This is a genomic window from Streptomyces sp. NPDC002309 (assembly GCF_053593375.1).
In genome coordinates this window covers 242,669-258,939 of record NZ_JBSFCI010000003.1, presented here as the reverse complement: position 1 = coordinate 258,939, position 16,271 = coordinate 242,669, and the positions used below count along the sequence as shown (strand labels likewise).

The window sequence follows — 16,271 nt, the reverse complement described above, 5'->3', positions numbered from 1 at the left end:
AGTGGACACGATTGCCAGCCTGTTCAGCTTTATCACCACACCCGTTTCATGGGTCATCGTCCAGTTCCACTCGCTGTACGGTGCGCTCTTCGGCCCTGACACGGGCTGGGCCTGGGGCCTGTCCATCGTGTCGCTGGTGATCCTGATCCGTATCTGCCTGATCCCGCTCTTCGTGAAGCAGATCAAGGCGACCCGGGCCATGCAGACGCTGCAGCCCGAGATGAAGAAGATCCAGGAGCGCTACAAGAACGACAAGCAGCGTCAGTCCGAAGAGATGATGAAGCTGTACAAGGACACGGGTACCAACCCGCTGTCCTCGTGCCTTCCCATCCTGGCGCAGTCTCCGTTCTTCTTCGCCCTCTACCAAGTGCTCAACAGCATCGCGTCGAACGACACGATCGGCGTGATCAACGAGCGGCTGCTGGCGAGCGCGCAGAAGGCACACATCTTCGGTGCCCCGCTCGCCGCCAAGTTCACGGACAACGCGGACAAGGTCGAGGCGCTCGGCTCGTCGATCGTCGACGTGCGGATCATCACCGCGATCATGATCGTCCTGATGTCGCTGTCGCAGTTCTACACGCAGCGCCAGCTCATGACGAAGAACGTCGACACCACGGTGAAGACGCCCTTCATGCAGCAGCAGAAGATGCTCATGTACATCTTCCCGGTCATGTTCGCCGTCTTCGGCATCAACTTCCCGGTCGGTGTCCTGGTCTACTGGCTGACGACCAACGTGTGGACCATGGGCCAGCAGATGTACGTCATCCACAACAACCCGACTCCGGGTTCCAAGGCGCAGGCCGCGTACCTGGAGCGTCTGACCAAGCACGTCACGCACCACGGCAAGACCCGTAACCGCGGTGAGCGGGCCGTCGTCAAGGCCATCGTCGCCAAGGGCCGGGACCGCAACGAGTACGAGCGTAAGTTCATCAACGGCTTGAGCAAGGCCGGTCTCGCGGCCCAGCCCGACGGCAACGTCGTGAAGAGCGAGGGCGCGGTGGCCACCGTGACCGAGGACGGCATGCCGACCACCGCCGCCGGGACTCCCAAGCGTCAGCAGCCCAAGCGGCAGCAGCCCAAGGCGAAGCGCCAGGCCGGCAGCGGTCCCAAGCCCGCGGGCGGTGCCGAGAAGTCTGGCGCCGAGAGCACCGAGCCGACGATCTCGCTCAGCAAGTCCGACGAGCCGCAGGACGCCGGATCGGCGGACGCGGTCGGCAAGGCGGCGCCCAAGACCGGTAGCGGGGGCCGCAGCCGGGCCCAGTCCGGCCAGCGCAAGGGTCCGCAGCGGCCCAAGTCCTCTTCCAAGAAGTAAGAAGGAGTCCATCCCGTGACGGAAGGCACCACGTCCGCCGCTGCCGAGGGCGCAGACACCCTGACCCGCCTGGAGCAGGAGGGCGAGATCGCGGCGGACTACCTCGAAGGCCTGCTCGACATCGCCGATCTCGACGGCGACATCGACATGGACGTCGAGAGCGACCGCGCCGCTGTTTCGATCATCAGCGACGCGGGCGGCCGAGACCTGCAGAAGCTGGTCGGCCGAGACGGTGAGGTGCTGGAGGCGCTCCAGGAGCTCACGCGCCTGGCCGTGCACCGGGAGACCGGTGACCGCAGCCGGCTGATGCTCGACATCGACGGATACCGCGCCCAGAAGCGCTCCGAGCTCTCCGAGCTGGGCGCCAAGGCTGCCGATGAGGCCAGGAACAGCGGTGAGCCCGTGAAGCTCAAGCCGATGACGCCGTTCGAGCGCAAGGTCGTGCACGACGCCGTCAAGGCCGCGGGGCTGCGCAGTGAGTCGGAGGGCGAGGAGCCGCAGCGCTTCGTCGTCGTGCTGCCCGCCTGAGCGGTCTCATGCTTCACCGGCCCCGTCTGTTGCGCAGACGGGGCCGGTCTTTGTCAGCCTGTTCATCAGCGCGTGTGCGCTGGAGGGTACGGAAGGACGGTCCCCGTGACGGAGGCAGCGGAGCTCCCCCCCGCTCCCGAGGAAGCGCGTACGGTGTTCGGCGATCGCTTCGCGGACGCGGTCCGGTACGCGGAGCTGCTGGCCGAGGCAGGCGTGCAGCGAGGACTCATCGGCCCCAGGGAAGTACCCCGTCTCTGGGAGCGGCATCTGCTGAACTGCGCGGTGCTCTCTGAGGTCGTTCCCGAGGGTGTCACTGTGTGCGATGTGGGCTCCGGTGCCGGTTTGCCGGGCATCCCGCTGGCCCTGGTCCGGGAGGACCTGAAGATCACGCTGCTGGAGCCCCTGCTGCGGCGGACGAACTTCCTCACCGAAGTCGTCGAGCTGCTGGGCCTCGACCATGTCACCGTCGTGCGTGGTCGTGCCGAGGAGGTGATGGGCAAGCTCCCTCCGGTCCATGTGGTGACCGCCCGGGCAGTGGCTCCGCTGGACCGGTTGGCCACCTGGGGCATTCCGCTGCTGCGTCCCTACGGCGAGATGCTCGCGCTCAAGGGTGACACTGCGGAGGAGGAGCTCAAGGCTGCCGGCGCCGCGCTGACGAAGCTCGGGGCTGTGGGCACGTCCGTCCTGCATGTGGGTGAGGGCGTCGTGGATCCCCTGTCCACCGTGGTGCGGGTCGAGGTCGGGGAGAGTCCCGGCGGCGTGCGGTTCGCCGCGAAGCGTGCGAAGGCCGCACGGACGGGTCGGGTACGTCGGCGCCGCTGACGGTGCGCCGACGGCGCTGATCCGTCCTGAGGACGAGACGTACTCCACACAAGCTGCCAAACCTATGCATCCCGGAGTGTCGCGACTGTCCGGTCACGGCCGCTGTGCATCGTGTTTCACGTGAAACGTCGCTCACTGTTGCACGGCATCATCGGCCGCGGCCGGGCCGCGGCCGAACCCCGAGACCGTAAGCCCCTGGGTTCACTCGGCGGGGCTTCGGCCGCTTTCGATGACACTCCATCCCCCTCAAGGGGTCCGGAGTTGTCCACAGAGGTGGATTTCTCCACAGAACAACAGGCCTCACTGGTTCGCGACCCCGAAGACATGGGAGGCTCTGTTCATTGCGAGCCTGAAGTCGAGGAGAGTGAATCCTTGCGGTCCGACGCCAACATCGCGGGACCGATGACCGATCCGGTCCCCGGTCCCCGAACCGAGTCGCCGGGGGAGGATGTTTCACGTGAAACACCGCCCCCGATGGACGACACTCCCATCGGTCGTGCTGCCCAACTGGCGGTGGAGGCTCTGGGGCGGGCCGGGGAAGGTCTGCCAAGGCCTGAACAGACCCGTGTCATCGTTGTCGCCAACCAGAAGGGCGGGGTGGGCAAGACGACGACGACCGTCAACCTGGCTGCCTCGCTGGCTCTGCATGGCGGCCGCGTCCTGGTGATCGACCTCGACCCGCAGGGCAATGCGTCCACCGCTCTGGGGATCGACCACCACGCCGAAGTCCCATCGATCTATGACGTGCTGGTGGAGAGCAGGCCGCTCTCAGAGGTCGTTCAGCCGGTCCTCGATGTCGAGGGTCTCTTCTGTGCCCCCGCCACGATCGATCTCGCCGGTGCGGAGATCGAGTTGGTGTCTCTGGTGGCGCGTGAGAGCCGTCTTGAGCGAGCGATCCAGGCGTACGAGCAGCCGCTGGACTACATCCTCATCGACTGCCCGCCCTCGCTGGGCCTGCTGACGGTCAACGCACTTGTGGCGGGCCAGGAGGTCCTCATCCCGATCCAGTGCGAGTACTACGCGCTGGAGGGACTCGGGCAGTTGCTCCGGAACGTCGACCTGGTGCGGGGACACCTGAACCCCGACCTGCATGTCTCGACCATTCTGCTCACCATGTACGACGGCCGGACGCGCCTCGCCTCCCAGGTTGCCGACGAGGTGCGCAGCCACTTCGGCGACGAGGTGCTGCGGACCAGCATCCCGCGCTCGGTCCGTATCTCCGAGGCGCCGAGCTATGGGCAGACGGTTCTGACCTACGATCCAGGTTCGAGTGGTGCCCTCTCCTATTTGGAGGCGGCACGTGAAATCGCGCTGAAGGGTGTCGGCGTCGGTTACGACGCGGCGCAGGCCCATATCGGCGCTCAGAGCGACCACAGCATGGTGGAGGGCATCCAGTGAGCGAGCGACGGAGGGGACTGGGCCGTGGTCTCGGGGCTTTGATCCCTGCGGCCCCGACTGAGAGGACGCCGGCCCAGGCCGCGGTGGGGGGTGCTGCATCCGCGTCACCCACGGCGGTGCCGGTGCTGACGTCCGACCGTGGGGTGGCCGCGGCCAAGGTGGCCACGCTGCCGCCTATTTCACGTGAAACCGAAGATCCTTCGGTGGACGACGTAGTGGACGTGCCCGCACCTCCTATGGGTGCCTACTTCGCTGAACTGCCGCTCGACTCGATCACACCCAACCCGCGCCAGCCCCGTGAGTACTTCGACGAGGACGCGCTGCAGGAGCTCATCACCTCCATTCAGGAGGTCGGTCTTCTCCAGCCGGTCGTCGTGCGCCAGCTCGGTCCCGCCCGCTACGAGCTCATCATGGGCGAACGGCGTTGGCGGGCGTGCCGTGAGGCGGGTCTCGATGCCATCCCGGCGATCGTGCGTGCCACGGACGATGAGAAGCTCCTTCTCGACGCGCTGCTGGAGAACCTCCACCGAGCGCAGCTGAACCCGCTGGAGGAGGCGGCCGCGTACGACCAGCTGCTGAAGGACTTCAACTGCACGCACGACCAGTTGGCCGATCGCATCGGCCGGTCGCGTCCGCAGGTGTCCAACACACTGCGTCTGCTGAAGCTTTCCCCGGCGGTTCAGCGCCGGGTGGCGGCGGGTGTGCTGTCCGCGGGACACGCACGCGCGCTGCTCTCCGTGGAGGACTCGGAGGAGCAGGACCGGCTGGCCCACCGGATCGTCGCCGAGGGCCTCTCGGTGCGTGCTGTCGAGGAGATCGTGACCCTCATGGGATCGCGACCCACGACGGCTCAGCGCTCCAAGGGGCCGCGGGCCGGTGCCCGAGTCTCCCCGGCGCTCACAGATCTCGCCACGCGCCTCTCGGATCGCTTCGAGACGCGGGTCAAGGTCGACCTCGGTCAGAAGAAGGGCAAGATCACGGTGGAGTTCGCCTCCATGGAGGATCTTGAGCGGATTCTCGGCTCCTTCGCCCCGGGTGAGGGCCCTGTCCTGCAGAGGAGCCTGCTGGACGGCGGCGAGTCCGAGGAGACGGAAGACTGAGAGTCCCGGGGCGGCGTGTCCCCGCTCCGTGGCTGCTCGCGCGGGCCGTGTCCGGTGTGTACCGGAACACGGCCCGCCCTTTGCTTTCTGGCGGTATCGATGGAATCGCTTCATGGATACGATGCGATCGGGTATGGCGCATCCACCTGGCAGTACGTCTGCGGTACGTCTATGGGGAGGCGGGGGCCATGCGAACGATGAGCCGGACCGGACTGCTGAGCGCGGGACTGGGCCTGGGAGCCGTCGGCGGGTTCGTCGGCAGCCTGCTCAGGGAACGGAGTGCTCTGACTGCCGCCCGTGACGCTGCGGGCGAGGGAAGCGAGGAACAGCCTTCATGGGGCGTCGGCTCGTACCGCTCACGCTGGACAACCTTCCGGACCTTCCCCGGCGGTGTCGCACGTGTGTCTTCTGGGAGCTCGACCCGGTCAGCGGCGAAGCCGCGGTAAAGGCGGGCAGGTCCGCCCTGGAGAAGGAATCCTGGATCTCGGCCGTCCTGTTGGAGTGGGGTTCCTGCGGCCGGGTCGTCTATGTCGACGACGTACCGGTGGGCTTTGTGCTCTACGCGCCCCCGGCGTATGTGCCGCGTTCGACGGCCTTCTCGACAAGTCCTGTGTCACCGGACGCGGTGCAGTTGATGACCGCGTTCATCGTGCCGGGGTACCAGGGACAGGGACTCGGGAGGGTGATGGTCCAGACGGTCGCGAAGGATCTGCTGCGGCGGGGCTTCAAGGCGATCGAGGCGTTCGGGGACGCGCGCTGGAAGGAACCGGCCTGCGTACTGCCGGCCGATCATCTGCTGGCGGTGGGTTTCAAGACGGTTCGGCCGCATCCCACGTTCCCGCGGATGCGGCTGGAGCTGCGGACCACATTGTCCTGGAAGGAAGACGTGGAGATGGCACTGGACCGGTTGCTCGGGGCCGTCCAGAAGGAGCCGGCGTTGAGACCGCTCTAGTCGGGTACAGCGACCGAGGTCATCCCCTGCTACAACTGTCGCGGTCCGGCGCCACGGTTCTGGGCAGAACGAATGGGCCAACCCCGACGGGGTTGGCCCATTCGTGTTTCACGTGAAACATGCACCGCCGGTCGACGGCGGCCTCCTACTCGGCGATGAAGTCCTCGAGGTCGCGCAGGATCGCGGCCTTCGGCTTGGCGCCGACGATGGTCTTGGCAACCTCTCCGCCCTGGTAGACGTTCAGGGTCGGGATCGACATGACGCCGTACTTGGCTGCCGTGCCCGGGTTCTCGTCGATGTTGAGCTTGACGATCTCGATCTTCTCGCCGTACTCGGCGGCGATCGCCTCGAGGGACGGCGCGATCTGGCGGCAAGGGCCGCACCAGGCGGCCCAGAAGTCCACCAGTACGGGCTTGTCGCTCTTGAGGACGTCCTGCTCGAAGGAGTCGTCGGTCACGTTCTTCAGGGTGCCGGCCACGGCGGGCTCCTAACTGGTTGGTGCGTGGGTGGGGATCAGACAGTGGACTTCTCGGCTTCGGCCTTCTCCTCGTCCGCGAGAGCGGCGAGGAAGCGCTCGGCGTCCAGGGCGGCGGAGCAGCCCGTGCCGGCCGCGGTGATGGCCTGGCGGTAGGTGTGGTCCACCACGTCACCGGCGCCGAAGACACCGGTCAGGTTCGTCCGGGTGGTGGGGGCCTCGACCTTCAGGTACCCCTCCTCGTCCAGCTCCAGCTGACCCTTGAACAGCTCGGTGCGCGGGTCGTGGCCGATGGCGATGAACAGCCCGGTCACCGGGAGGTCCGAGAGTTCACCGGTCTTCACGTTGCGCAGCTTCAGTCCGGCGAGCTTCGGGTCGCCCTGGATCTCGGCGATTTCGCTGTCCCAGACGAACGTGATCTTCGGGTCGGCGAAGGCACGCTCCTGCATCGCCTTGGAGGCGCGCAGGGTGTTCCGGCGGTGGACGATGGTGACGGACTTCGCGAAGCGGGAGAGGAAAGTGGCCTCCTCCATCGCGGTGTCACCGCCGCCGATCACGGCGATGTCCTGGTCCTTGAAGAAGAAGCCGTCACAGGTGGCACACCAGGAAACGCCGCGGCCGGACAGCGCGTCCTCGTTCGGGAGGCCCAGCTTGCGGTGCTGCGAGCCCGTGGTCACGATCACGGACTTGGCCCGGTGCACCGTTCCGGCGGTGTCGGTCACGGTCTTGATCTCACCGGTCAGGTCGACGGAGACGACGTCGTCCGGAATGAGTTCGGCACCGAAACGCTCTGCCTGGGCGCGCATATTGTCCATGAGCTCCGGGCCCATGATCCCGTCCTGGAAGCCCGGGAAGTTCTCCACGTCCGTCGTGTTCATCAGGGCGCCGCCGGCGGTGACGGCTCCCTCGAACACCAGTGGCTTCAGCGACGCGCGCGCGGTGTAGAGCGCAGCCGTGTAGCCGGCAGGCCCGGAGCCGATGATGATCACGTTACGGACGTCGCTCACGGCTTGTTTCCTCGTCTCTGGACGGCGTCTTCGACCGGGTGGGAGTCCACTAGGGACTCTCACCCCACCCAACGGATCCTAAGGGGCTTGCATTCCCGCTGTGCCCGGGCACACGGAGTCCCGTTTCCGGAGGAGATACCCATGGGGGAACGGGCCAGGCCGGGGGTGGGTGTGCCGTCGCGGAAGGACTTGTGTCCTGAGAAGTACCGGCGTGCTCACGAGTGCTTGTAGGACTGCTTCAGCAGGACCTCGGCCGATCCGGAAGGGAACTCCTTCACACATGTGGCATCCACGACGTAGGCCGTGACCTGTGCGGGGTTCGAGGTGTCGGGCATGAGGACGAGCAGGGCGGTCGTCCCCTTGTATGTGCCGGGTTCGGTCGCCAGGGCCTCGTCGTCGCGACCGATGCCGTTCTGTACGCACTCGGGCACCGGGACCGCAGGCTTGGTGAGGGTGCGTGGACCTCTGGTGTCCGGGGCGGATTCCACGCCCTGATCGCGGGGGGTACCCGAGACGATGCCGGCCTCGCTCTTGGCCAGGAGGTCCACGACCCGCTGTTCCAGCTTCTCCTCGGTGAGGGTGTCCGCGGCCGTGGTGTGGCGCCCTTCGGTGGTGTCTCCCGGGTCGCTCTCCATCGAGGACACCAGCAGGGAAGCCAGTCCGAGGGCGCCGACGGAGAGGACGGCGCTCAGGATGGCCACCCGGCGGCGGCTGCCGGGTTTGCGCTCCTTGCGGCCCGGACCGGTGGTGGAGGTACGAGCGTGACCCGCGGGCCGAGCGGCCGGAGGCGATGTTTCACGTGAAACATGCGCGTCGTCGCTCCCGAGCGTCATTTTGGCGGGAGGGGCGGCGCTGACCGTGCCGGGCGTCGTGGCGTTGAGCAGTGTCTCCGTGGCGAGGGCGGCGTCGATGCGTTCGGCGACATCGGCGGGCATCGGGGCAGGGCCCGGCAGTGTGCCGAGCAGGCCGCGGATCTCCTCCAGCGAGGCGTAGACGTCCGCGCAGAGCTCGCACTCGTCCAGATGGCGTTGCACCTCCGCTTTCCGGGACGGCGGGAGCAGGCCTTCGGTGAGGTCGGAGATCTCCGAGACGTCCGGGTGCCCGGCTGTGCCCGTCGTGGAAGTCACGTTCGCCCACCTCCGCCCTTCACAGCAGCTGAGTCGCTTGGCCCTGGATCGCCCGGGCCCGCGTCGTGCGGTCCCGCTGCCGGTGGGACGGATGTCCCCTGCGTCCGGTTCCGTCCGGCGGCCGGCTCTTCGCCGTCGTGCCCGGTGCTCCCCGGACGCAGATGGGTGAGCAGCGGGAGCAGTCTGGCTCTGCCGCGGGCACAGCGGCTCTTGACCGTGCCGGTCGGGACGTCGAGGACATGGGCGGCTTCGGCGACCGGGTAGCCCTGCATGTCCACCAGGACGAGGGCGGCTCGCTGGTCGGGGGGAAGCGTGCCGAGCGCTTCGAGGAGCTGGCGGTGCAGATCGTTGCGTTCGGCGGGTGCCGAGGCCGACTCGTGTGGCTCCAGCAGCTGCTCCAGCCGCTCGGTGTCATCGACCGGGGAGGTCTTGCGGGACGCTGCTTTGCGGGCGCGGTCGAGGCAGGCGTTCACCGTGATGCGGTGCAGCCAGGTGGTGACGGCCGACTGGCCGCGGAAGGTGTGGGCGGCCCGGTAGGCGGAGACGAGGGCGTCCTGGACGGCGTCAGCGGCTTCCTCGCGGTCGCCCAGCGTGCGCAGGGCGACCGCCCAGAGACGGTCGCGGTGACGCCGGACGATCTCACCGAAGGCATCGGGGTCGCCCGCCACATGGCGGGCGAGCAGATCCTGATCGCTCGCCGTCTCGTACCCGGCGCGCTCCGCCATCCGGACCCCCTCCCCCTTCGGTGAGACGTCAGCCCGTGAACTTCACGTCTGTCACGGCCTGCTTCCAGCCGGCGCTGCTGTAGCCGTCGCTGGGCGCGTTCGGCACTGCCGTGATCCACAGCAGCACGTACTGCGTCCTCACCGGCTTCGACGCCTTCACGTTCAGAGAGGTGCCACTCGTCGTGGCGGTTCCGATCTCCTGCATCCCGTCGACTCCGGTCGAGGGGGTCAGGGAGTCGGTCGCGTAGAGGTGGACCGTCGTGTGGTCGCCCATGTACCGGAGCCCTATCGAGGCGGCGGAGACGTCCTGGGAGGAGCCGAGGTCGTAGACGATGCCGACGCCGGGCTTGTAGGGAGCCAGTGCCGGACCGTCCGTGTAGCGCTTGGTGCGCCAGTACGTCGAGCTGTCGCCGTCGTGGGTGAGGCCGACATCGGCAGCGGCCTGGGCATCACCGCTGGCGACGTATTCCTGTGCCCCCTCGATGGTGAGCGGCTTGGTGGTGACCTTGTTCTCCGTGGAGCCCTTCTCGTTCCCGTCCGTCGTCTGCGACTTGTTCGGGTCGTCCGACTGGTGGCCGCGCTCCATCAGCGCGTCCGCGAGCTGCCAGCTGCCCAGCCCCAGCGCGGCGATGAGCAGCGCGGAGACCGCCCACTTCAGGGCTTTTCCGGTGCGGGTCTGCAGCGGGGGCGGCGGGGACGGGACCGGCTGGGTGACGCCGGGGTGCGAGGCCGTGCGGCCGTACGTGCCCTGCTGGTACGTGGTGCGCTGGTAGTCCGGTGGCGCGGTGAACGCGGGCTCCGGCGGCCGGATGCGGGGCATCTCGCTGATCGCCTTGCCCAGTTCCTCCGGCGTGGTGCAGGGGGACTCGTGTCGGGAGGCGGTCGCACCGTCGTTGACGAGCGCGCGTATGGCGAGTTCCGACAGGCCGCGATGGACCCCGGCGCGGACCTGGTCGGGAGGGATGAGGCCGACGTCCTTCGGTAGCCCCGACAGGCCGTAGGCGTCGCTCTCGTACGGCCAGCGCTGCACCAGCGACGCGTACAGCAGGGCGCCGATGGCCTCCGTGTCGGCGCGCTGCGGGGTGTCGGAAGCGATGCCGCGCAGCGCGGCGTTCACGGCCAGGCCGCGGATACGCCACTGCCCGCTGGAGGTGCGCAGGACGGCGTTGGGGTTCAGCCGGAGATGGGCGAGGCCCTCGCGGTGGGCGGCCGCCATGGCGGCGGAGACCTGACTGACCATCTGGTAGGCGTCGTGCGCCTCCAGCGGCCCCGCGGACAGGAGCGTGGTGAGCTCCGTGGCGTCCGGCAGCCACTCGTGTACGACGTACACGAGATCGTTCTCCTCGACGGCGTCCAGCACCTGGACGAAGCGGGGGTCACCGAGCAGTGCGGACGAGCGGGCCGCGGCCAGCACCGCACGGGCCCGCGCGTGGTCCGCCGGCAGGACATGTACGCCGACGGCGCGGCGCAGTTTCTCGTCGAACGCACGCCAACTGCTGAAACCGTCCAGACGGGTGACACAGTCCTCGAGACGATAGCGTCTGGCGAGCTTGTGACCGCTGTGCAGTTCGGGCGGTGACGCCATGGATCCGGGACCCTCGGTCCCGCCGCTCCCCTGTGCCTGGTCGTGTTCCGTGTCCCGCTCCGGGTTCTTGGCCACCCCGTCGGCCGTGGACTGGTCCGCCTTGGCGGTCAGCGGCTCGTCGCCGCTGTTGTCTGCCACGTCGACGGCAGCCGTGCTCCGTTCCGCCACCGTCGTTCCCGCCTCCCCATTCGTAGCGCGCCGGCGAACTCCGTCGCGCGCCGTTCGACGCCGAAACCAATTGTGCCCACAGTCCGCCGCTATGCACGACACACGATGGCGGACGATGGTTGTGCGCGTACCCCCCGATTCAGCGGCCCAGACGCCCTCGGACCATACCGACGAGCGAGTTCAGCTCCTCGATCCGCATCCGCCGGGCGGCGACGTAGAAGACGCCCAGGAGGACGGCTCCGCCGGCGACCAGAGCGGCGAACGATCCGGCGACGCCCTGTCCGACCGCCTGGGTGATGTAGTAGCAGGCCGCGCCGCTGAGCAGTGCGGCGGGTACCGAGGCGATGCTCAGGCGGGCGTACGTTCGCATCACGCGGGCCCCGTCGAGGCTGCCGCCCAGCCGCTTGCTCAGCCGGCGCCAGGCGACCCCGACGCCGATGACGTAGGCGAGGCCGTAGGAGGCAGCCATGCCGACGACGGCCCAGCGGGAGGGCAGGACGAAGTAACAGAGGACCGACGCACCGGCATTGACGCCGGCCACGATCACCGTGTTGTAGAAGGGGGTGCGGGTGTCCTCGTACGCGTAGAAGGCGCGCAGGACGACGTACTGCACGGAGTAGGGGATCAGGCCGAGGCCGAAGGCCATGAGCATGAAGCCCATGTTGGTGGCCTCGCTGCTGCCGGAGGAGCCGAACATCAGCGTGCACATCGGGATGCCGAGCGCGAGGAAGCCGAAGGCGATGGGCACGATCGCCACCGCGGTCGTCCGCAGGCCCTGGGAGATGTCGTCACGGACGGCACCGGCGTCGTCCTCCGCGGCGGAGCGCGCGAGGCGGGGCAACAGGGCGGCCATGAGGGAGACAGTGATGATGGCCTGCGGGAGGCCCCAGATCAGCTGGGCGTTGGCATAGGCGGCGAAGCCCGTGCCGTCGACGGGCGAGTCCTTGCCGGCCGCCGTGGACAGCTGGGTGACGACGATGGCGCCGGCCTGGTTCGCGAGGACGAACAGGACGGTCCACTTCGCGAGGGTCACCGCTTTGCCGAGGCCGTGGCCCTTCCAGTCGAAGCGCAGCCGGATCCGGAAGCCGGTCTCGCGAAGGTACGGGATCATCGCGAGCGCCTGCACGACGAGTCCGAGCAGTACGCCGAGGCCGAGGAGCCGCTCGCCCTCCGGCGGGATGTTCGTGACCTTCATCCCCGAGTGCTCGGCCGTGCCGTAGACCCAGAGGAACATGCCGAGCGTGGCGATGATGACGATGTTGTTCAGGACCGGGGTCCACATCATCGCGCCGAACCGGCCGCGGGCGTTGAGGATCTGGCCCATCACCACGTGGATGCCCATGAAGAAGATCGAGGGCAGGAAGAAGCGCACGAAGGTGACGCCGACCTCGTTGGCGGCCGGGTCGCTGGCCACCGCGTCGGACAGCATGCGGATCAGCAGGGGCGCGCCGAGGAACGAGAGCACGGTGAGCGCGCCGAGCGCCACCATGACGAGGGTCAGCAGCCGGTTCGCGTAGGCCTCGCCCCCGTCGTCGTCCTCCTTCATGGCGCGTACGAGCTGCGGGACGAAGACCGAGTTGAGGCCGCCGCCCACGGTCAGGATGTAGATCATGGTCGGCAGCTGGTACGCCACCTGGAAGGTGTCACCGAGCAGGCCGACACCGAGCGCCGAAACGATCATCGCCGACCGGATGAACCCGGTGAGGCGGGACACCATCGTGCCCGCCGCCATCACGGCGCTCGACTTCAGCAGACCCGCGGCCCGTCCGCTCTTCGCCGGGGCGGCGGGCGCGGGGGCGGGGGTGGTTTCGGGGGCGTGCCGCGGTGCGGGCGCCTGGTAGTGCCCGGCCGGCGACTGGGCGCCGCCGTACCGGCCCTCGGGGGCGGCTGCCCCGTACTGGCCGGCCGGACCGTTCCCGGAGCCCGGTGCGGCGGGCGCTGGCACGCCCGCGTGGTCGGCCGGAGGGCGGGCGCCGGTCTGCTGCTGGTCCCGGAACAGATGGGCGAAGGCATCGGGCTCGTGACGCTGGTCACCGGCCTCGGTCACCAGGTCGTCGACCCCCACGTACTGGGTCGTGCGCGGGTCGTCGCCGTACGGCAGGTGCTGTGTGGGGCCCGCCGGCTCGGGGGCCGGGGTCTGGGCCCACACGCGTGGGTCGGGGGCGTACGGCGACTGCGGCGGCTGGGCGTACAGCTGCTGCGGCGGCGGATACGTGCCCGGGGGCGGCGGCGGGTGCGCCGCGCGGTCGTAGAGCGCCTCGGTGACCGGGTCCTGGGCAGCCAGGTCCTGCGCCCGGTAGGGGTCCTGCTCGTAGGCGTCCTGGAGGTACATGTCCGCGGGGTGCTGCGGCGGCACCGGGCCGTGCTCGGGCGGCGGGCCCTCGGGGTGCCCCGAGCTGCCCGCGGCCTGGCCGCGGTCACCGTCGTACGGCGCGTTCATGGTTGCCCCACCTCATCGTCCCGGGCCCACCGGCCACGACATGTCAACGGTCCACTCTCTCACCCGTCCCGGACGGGCCGGTGCTTTCCGCTGGGGTGTCCGGTCCAGGGTCACTCGGCTGCTCCGGGTCGCCTGCCCCGGGCCGCGAGCCGGATTCCTCCTGGAGACGGTCCGAAGGGCCCTCGGGGTTCTGCGGAGCCCCGGCCGCGTCGCCGGAGGTGTCCGTGCCCTCGTCCTCGGTCTCACGGACGGCCGCACGTTTGCGCTGTGTGTACATCCGGAAGCCGGCGAGGACAAGGAGCAGCACGCCGCCGCCGATGACCAGCATCACCGTGGCGGTGATCTCGGTGACCTTGACGTCGAAGTAGACGGGCGGGCCGTAAGCCTTGCCGTCCTTCGTGAACAACTGGGCCTTCACGGTCACCCGGCCGTTGGCGTTGGCCGATGTGCCGAACTTGACCGACTGGCTGTGCCCGCCCGAGACAGTGACGGGTTGCTCGGCGTGGCCGTTCCCGCCGAACTCGAGCCGGGTCGGACTGGTCGAGGTGAGCCGCAGGACCAGATGGTCGACGTCCTGCACCAGGTTGTTCTGGACGGTCACCGGGATCGTGGCGCTGCGGCCGGAGAGCTTGGTCTCCGACTTGTTGATCAGCGTGACCCCCGCGGCGAGGCCGTCGAGGTAGTCCTCCACACCGTCGCGGTAGTTCTGCGCCTCGGTGGCCCGGCCGCGCCAGGACGTGGACATCTCTCGGTTTATGGCCCTGCCGAAGGGGGTCACCACGCGGGACTGGTCGGTGAGGATGACCCTGAAGTTGTCGAGCTTGGCCTGCGTCCGCGCGATCTGCTCGAAGGCCCCGCGCGGCAGTTCCTGCTTGCGCAAGGGGGAGGGGTACTCCGAGGCCGACGGCACGTTCGTGGACGCCGCGGGGTCCGGCTTGGCCTTGGCGGCCGCGCCGAGGTTCTGCGCCTCGCTCCAGCCGCCGGTCTGCAGTGACGAGATCGCCTCGGCCATGGCCTGGGCCTGGCTGGCGGTCGGCATCCGCTGGGGTGCGACGACGATGCTGCGCTGTTGGTTCGTCTCGAGGTTCAGGGCGAGGCTCTGGGCCAGGAAGCGCTGGATGGAGAGGGTCTTCGCGGAGGCCCGCGTCAGATCGCCCTGAAAGGCCCTGGACAGCCGCTCGTCCGCGACCACGGCTGTCGTGCCGCCACCGATGGGACGCGCCGCGGAGGGCGTGTACGACAGAGCACCGGTCTCCTCCAGGCTGTCGCTGCGCGCGATCACCTTGTCGGCGCCCGCGGAGGTGGCGACCTTCACGATCGAGGGGTCGACGGCTCCGTCGACGGGCCAGGCGAAGTCCGTGTTCGGCTTCACATGGAGGATCGGTTCCACCGTGTTGGCGACGACGTCCGTGGCCTCCTTGAGGCGGCTCAGCGAGCCGTTGACGTTCGTGCCGTTGTGGGCGAGGGAGGCGAGGTCCGGGTCGGCGTAGGGCAGGGCGACGACTTCCTTGTCCGCCACCGCTTTCTGCAGATCGGCCAGCCACTGCTTCGCGACCGCCTGATACCTGCCGGGCACGGTGGAGTCGCCCTCACCCTGGACGCGGTAGCCGCGGGCCATCGCGTCCACGGAAGCGAGGAGGTCGGGGTCGATCACCCATGTGACGTCGAGGTCCTTGCCGAGCGAGACGAGCTGCTCCAGTCGGCCGCCGCGGGAGATCTCCTCGGCCAGCTCGTCGCTGCGGAAGACCGGCGTCTGCTGCTCGTTGGAACCCGTCTCCGCCGTCATGTGCGCGGTCGAGATCAGCGGCCACAGGAACGTCGTCCGCGTCTTCGTGCCCGCCTCTTCGGGCTGCCACGGCAGGAACGTCCGCTGGATGCCCAGCACCTGGTCCCACGGCTCCGCAGAGGTCTCACCGGAGAGGGTGACACCGAGCTGGTAGACGCCCTCGTCGCCGAGGTCGAGCTCGTCGACGGGCACGGCGATGCTGAACCGCTGGGCGACGCCCGGTGTGAGGCCGGCGAACTCCTGGCGGTAAGTGTCGTCGATCTGGGTGCCGTCGGCGTCCGGAGAATGGCCCGTGCGCTTGGCGGTGCTGTCGATCGACGAGCGGGTGTCGATCTCGGGTCCTGTGCGCAGGTCCACATGGGCGTCGGTGATCGGATGCTTGCCCTTGTTGGTCACCGTGCCGGAGATCGTCAGGATGTCGCCGCCCGTGGGGGCACTGGGGCTGAGCGAGTCGAGGGCGACGGACACGGTCCGGGAGCCGGAGGCCCGCTGTGCGGAGTCGTGCCCCGCGGCCTCCGCGGCAGGGGCCGCAGGCAGCTGGAACAGCCCTGCCAGCAGCGGCGCCCCGGCCAGCAGCGCACCGGTGCGCCTCAGCCACCGGCGGGCAGCTGAGGGACTCGTCCCCTGGAAGTCTGCCGCCTCGGCCACGCGGTTGCCCGTCCCTCGTCGTCAGTGGTCGTCGGATGTGCGTCCACGCATGGTAACGATGCCCGCTGAGGGGAAGTGCCGCGGTCCGGTCCTCAAGATCGGGGGAGCGGCGGCCGCTGTCCCGTATGGGGGCCTATGAAGAGGAACGCTTCCGAACGTCGTGAGAGCTGGTCTTGTGCCGGATCGGGAGCGGTGTTC

General features: G+C 68.8%; 13 protein-coding genes. 6 read left to right on the top strand and 7 right to left on the bottom strand.

Annotation, left to right across the window (positions count from 1 at the left end):
• The first annotated feature begins 1 nt into the window (after position 1).
• The 6 genes from yidC to ACWCPM_RS04180 all read left to right on the top strand — a co-directional run bounded on the left by yidC (position 2) and on the right by ACWCPM_RS04180 (position 6,112).
• A complete protein-coding gene (gene yidC, locus ACWCPM_RS04205; RefSeq protein ID WP_450974588.1) occupies positions 2 to 1,312 on the top strand; it encodes a membrane protein insertase YidC in 1,311 nt (436 codons plus the stop codon).
• A gap of 15 nt (positions 1,313 to 1,327) precedes the next feature.
• Positions 1,328 to 1,840: a Jag family protein gene (locus ACWCPM_RS04200; RefSeq protein ID WP_450974587.1), complete on the top strand. Its 513-nt coding sequence runs from the start codon at positions 1,328 to 1,330 to the stop codon at positions 1,838 to 1,840.
• Positions 1,841 to 1,945: 105 nt separating this feature from the next.
• The gene (gene rsmG, locus ACWCPM_RS04195; protein ID WP_450974586.1) at positions 1,946 to 2,662 is read left to right on the top strand and encodes a 16S rRNA (guanine(527)-N(7))-methyltransferase RsmG; all 717 of its coding nucleotides are present in this window, start codon (positions 1,946 to 1,948) and stop codon (positions 2,660 to 2,662) included.
• Positions 2,663 to 2,986: 324 nt separating this feature from the next.
• On the top strand, positions 2,987 to 4,060 hold the full coding sequence (locus tag ACWCPM_RS04190) for a ParA family protein (RefSeq protein ID WP_450974652.1): 1,074 nt from the start codon (positions 2,987 to 2,989) through the stop codon (positions 4,058 to 4,060).
• On the top strand, positions 4,057 to 5,160 hold the full coding sequence (locus ACWCPM_RS04185; protein WP_450974585.1) for a ParB/RepB/Spo0J family partition protein: 1,104 nt from the start codon (positions 4,057 to 4,059) through the stop codon (positions 5,158 to 5,160). Before ACWCPM_RS04190 ends, ACWCPM_RS04185 begins: the two co-directional genes overlap by 4 nt.
• A 334-nt stretch (positions 5,161 to 5,494) precedes the next feature.
• Positions 5,495 to 6,112 (top strand): GNAT family N-acetyltransferase, encoded by a 618-nt coding sequence (locus tag ACWCPM_RS04180; RefSeq protein ID WP_450974584.1) that lies wholly within the window; start codon positions 5,495 to 5,497, stop codon positions 6,110 to 6,112.
• A gap of 145 nt (positions 6,113 to 6,257) precedes the next feature.
• Here the strand turns inward: ACWCPM_RS04180 and trxA are convergent, their stop codons facing one another.
• From trxA to ACWCPM_RS04145, 7 genes are all read right to left on the bottom strand, one after another.
• Positions 6,258 to 6,590 carry a thioredoxin gene (gene trxA, locus ACWCPM_RS04175; protein WP_365449566.1) on the bottom strand — a complete coding sequence of 111 codons (333 nt, stop codon included), beginning with the start codon at positions 6,588 to 6,590 and terminating at the stop codon, positions 6,258 to 6,260.
• Positions 6,591 to 6,625: 35 nt separating this feature from the next.
• Positions 6,626 to 7,594, bottom strand: coding sequence for a thioredoxin-disulfide reductase (trxB, locus tag ACWCPM_RS04170; RefSeq protein WP_450974583.1), 969 nt, complete (start codon positions 7,592 to 7,594; stop codon positions 6,626 to 6,628).
• A 215-nt stretch (positions 7,595 to 7,809) separates the two neighbouring features.
• A complete protein-coding gene (locus ACWCPM_RS04165; RefSeq protein WP_450974582.1) occupies positions 7,810 to 8,721 on the bottom strand; it encodes a hypothetical protein in 912 nt (303 codons plus the stop codon).
• Entirely contained in the window at positions 8,718 to 9,446 is a 729-nt protein-coding gene (gene sigM / locus ACWCPM_RS04160; RefSeq protein WP_450974581.1) for an RNA polymerase sigma factor SigM, read from the bottom strand. The genes ACWCPM_RS04165 and sigM overlap by 4 nt, the downstream gene beginning before the upstream one ends.
• Positions 9,447 to 9,474: 28 nt before the next feature.
• Positions 9,475 to 11,199 carry a protein kinase family protein gene (locus ACWCPM_RS04155; protein WP_450974580.1) on the bottom strand — a complete coding sequence of 575 codons (1,725 nt, stop codon included), beginning with the start codon at positions 11,197 to 11,199 and terminating at the stop codon, positions 9,475 to 9,477.
• A 139-nt stretch (positions 11,200 to 11,338) separates the two neighbouring features.
• Positions 11,339 to 13,639 (bottom strand): murein biosynthesis integral membrane protein MurJ, encoded by a 2,301-nt coding sequence (gene murJ / locus ACWCPM_RS04150; RefSeq protein WP_450974579.1) that lies wholly within the window; start codon positions 13,637 to 13,639, stop codon positions 11,339 to 11,341.
• Positions 13,640 to 13,682: 43 nt separating this feature from the next.
• Positions 13,683 to 16,073: a DUF6049 family protein gene (locus ACWCPM_RS04145; protein WP_450974578.1), complete on the bottom strand. Its 2,391-nt coding sequence runs from the start codon at positions 16,071 to 16,073 to the stop codon at positions 13,683 to 13,685.
• Positions 16,074 to 16,271: the final 198 nt, after the last annotated feature.